The sequence below is a fragment of the Dyella sp. genome (assembly GCF_035508675.1).
GTDB lineage: Bacteria > Pseudomonadota > Gammaproteobacteria > Xanthomonadales > Rhodanobacteraceae > Dyella_B.
Genome location: NZ_DATJMN010000379.1, coordinates 1 through 3,199 on the forward strand (window position 1 = coordinate 1; position 3,199 = coordinate 3,199).

At 61.4% G+C, this 3,199-nt stretch carries 3 protein-coding genes; all 3 read left to right on the plus strand.

Features of this window, described 5'->3' with window-relative positions; all coding sequences use genetic code 11:
• A partial coding sequence (locus tag VMA74_RS20285) for a TonB-dependent receptor (RefSeq protein WP_325370315.1) occupies positions 1-1,213 on the plus strand: 1,213 nt, incomplete at its 5' end.
• A 227-nt stretch (positions 1,214-1,440) separates the two neighbouring features.
• Positions 1,441-1,605 (plus strand): hypothetical protein, encoded by a 165-nt coding sequence (locus VMA74_RS20290; RefSeq protein ID WP_325370317.1) that lies wholly within the window; start codon positions 1,441-1,443, stop codon positions 1,603-1,605.
• A gap of 8 nt (positions 1,606-1,613) precedes the next feature.
• Positions 1,614-3,095 (plus strand): multicopper oxidase family protein, encoded by a 1,482-nt coding sequence (locus VMA74_RS20295; protein WP_325370319.1) that lies wholly within the window; start codon positions 1,614-1,616, stop codon positions 3,093-3,095.
• Positions 3,096-3,199 lie beyond the last annotated feature (104 nt).

Here is a 3,199-nt window from a genome sequence, read left to right on the forward strand (position 1 = left end):
GCGCGACATCACGCAGTACTTGTCCATCCCGAAAGCGGTGCAGGCCAATCCACTGTATCCCGGCGGCGTAGTGGCGCCGGACACCAACTATGGCGGCGTGGATCTGCGCTGGACGCACGACGGACAGCTGTTCGGCCGCGATACCGAATTCGTGCTTGGCGGCGGCGGCGATTGGCAATGGCAGCGGCGCCTGGGCTACCAGAACTTCGCAGGCAATATGCTCGGTGTGCAAGGCGCATTACGCCGCGACGAAAACGATGATGTGGGCAATATCGATGTCTACGCGCAATGGTATTGGTACGTCGCCGAGCAATGGTCGCTACTGCTGGGCCTGCGCCATGACGGCGTGCATTTCGACGAGCACGATTTCTACATCACGCCGGCCAATCCGGATAACAGCGGGCATGTGGATTATTCGGCCACCACACCCGTGCTCGGCGTACTGTTCCATCCGCTGGATAACCTGCAGCTTTATGCGAGCTTCGGGCGCGGCTTCGAAACACCCACCTTCGACGAACTGGGTTATCGCAGCGATGGCCAGCCCGGCCTGGCCTTCAACCTGCCAGCCACGCGCAGCGACAACGAAGAAGCCGGCGTGAAGTGGCAACCCATGCAGGCGCTGGATGTCGAAGTGGCCGCCTTCCGTGCCGACACCCGCAACGAACTGGCGGTCGACACCAGTGAGAACGGGCGTTCCACGTATCGCAACGTCGGCGCCGCACGGCGCCAGGGCGTGGAGTGGTCGGTGAACGGCAGGTTCGCGCCGCAGTGGCGCATCGCCGCGGGCTTCACCCATCTGCAAGCCGTGTTCCGCAGCGGCTTCCTGGCGTGCGCCGGCACGCCATGCACTGCACCGAACGTGCCCGTGCCACATGGTGCGCGCATTCCCGGCGTACCCGGCAACTACGGTACGCTGCGCATCGAGCACGGCGGTGAGCTTGGCTGGCAGCAAGGCATCACTTTCACGGGCGCGGGCAGCGTGATGGCCAACGATACCAACACCGCCCGTGCCGCTGGCTACGGCCTGGTCGGCATCGATCTCGCCTATGTGTTTGCACTGGGCGGATCGAAGCGGCTTCGCGTAAGCGGCCGGGTCGACAATCTTACGGATCGCCGCTATGTCGGTTCGGTGATCGTCAACGACAGCAATGGCGGCTATTTCGAGCCGGGACCGGATCGCACCTATATGTTCGGTACGCAGGTGAGTTTTTAAATACGGATACCCTATCCCTGGCTGTGTACAGCGTGGCTCGATGGTTCAATGCGTACCACCGTAGGCTGGGATGGAATCCCAGCATCAGGCCATCCAAAAACAGCTGGGATTTCATCCCAGCCTACGCTGATGACGTTGCAAGGCATGCACCTCGGTATTACGTTATCGAAAACCGATAGTCAACCAAGATTCCCCATGTTGCTCGGGCATGATTTTGGGATTTCCACGTGGCCAAGCTGTCGCGCTACGACTTCTGGAGCATGGCGCACGAAGCGCGCAATGATTTCTGCATGCTGCTCGGGGCGATCTATTGGCTTATCGAGGGCGCTGGACAATGGTCCCTCGATGCCCAGCTGGCGCGCCGATTTGCCAACCGCAGGTTCCACTTCTGAGAACGTCCATGTCGATCGATCGTCGTGAATTCTTGAAACTTGGCGGTTTCGCTGCCTTGGCGGGAGGCTTGCCCAGCTTGGCAAAAGCCGGCACGCAAGCCGCCACGTCAACCGCCATGCCAGTGGGCAAGGCCGACTACACGCTGCACATCGCGCGCAGCCTGGTGGAGCTATCCCCGGATCACATCGTGTCCACCACGACCTACAACGGCCAATTTCCGGGGCCGCTGATTCGCCTGAAAGAAGGGCAACGTGTCGTGGTCGATGTCTACAACGATACGGACATGCCGGAGCAGTTGCATTGGCACGGGCAATTCGTGCCAGTGGACGTCGACGGCGCGGCAGAAGAAGGCACGCCTTACATTCCACCGCGCGGCATGCGCCGCCTGTCGTTCGTGCCCGGGCCGTCGGGGTTCCGCTTCTATCACACGCATGTGGTCGCCGGCAGCGATCTGAGCATGGGGCAATACAGTGGCCAAGTGGGGCCGGTGTATATCGAGCCGCGCCGCGAGCCCGGCAGCTACGATCGCGAAGTGTTTCTGGTGCTGAAGGAATTCGACCCCTTCTTCAGCAAGGGCGGCGACATGGCGATGGATTTCCTGCGCCCCGGCGATCGCGAGCACTCACTGGAAGAACGTGGCGAATCGGCGATGCAGGCGTCGCTGGCAAGCGGCAAAGCCAAGGGCTACGAAGTGGGCTATCAAGCCTTTGCCATCAACGGCCGCATGCTTGGGGCTGGCGAGCCGATTCGGGTGAAGCCCGGCGAGCGCGTGCTGTTCCACGTACTGAACGGCAGCGCCACGGAGATACGCAGCCTCGCCTTGCCTGGTCACACCTTCAACGTGGTGGCACTGGATGGCAACCCCGTGCCCCACCCGACCGACGTGCCGGTGCTGTGGATCGGCACCGCCGAACGCATCAGCGCCATCGTCGAGATGAAACATCCAGGCACGTGGATACTTGGCGATCTCGACGACGATGATCGCGGCCACGGCATGGGCGTGGTGGTTGAATACGCCGGCTATCATGGCAAGCCGCAGTGGATCAAGCCGCCACCCTTCGGTTGGGATTACCGGCGCTTTGCGCTGCCGAATGCCAAACCCACCGAGCCCGACCACATCATCGAGATGACGTTCGCCAAGCAAAATGCCGCGGATCATGGTTTCAATCGATGGACCATCAATGACGTGGCTTTCGACATGACGAACATGCGGCCGATGTTCCAGCTGCAATACGGCAAGCGCTACCGGCTGCGCATGCACAACGCCAGCGACGATATCCATCCGATGCATTTGCATCGGCATAGCTTCGAGATCACGCGCATCGCCGGGCAGCCTGCCGCTGGCGTCATCAAGGATGTGGCGATGCTGGGCGGCTACCAGAGCATGGAAGTGGATTTCACCGCGGACCAGCGCGGCTTGTCGCTGTTTCACTGCCATATGCAATTGCATATGGATTTCGGGTTCATGGCGTTGTTCGATTGCGCATGACATCGCCCTCTTTGCCACCATCCCCGTCCCAACCAGCCACCACGCAGGGCACTCCCTGGGAAGTCGGCACCGTCTTCCTCAAACTCGGCCTGACGTCGTTCGGC

What these genes read in the sequence shown, in the direction of transcription:
- VMA74_RS20295 (WP_325370319.1), top strand. Translation starts at nt 1,614, where the DNA reads ATGTCGATCGATCGTCGTGAATTCTTGAAACTTGGCGGTTTCGCTGCC.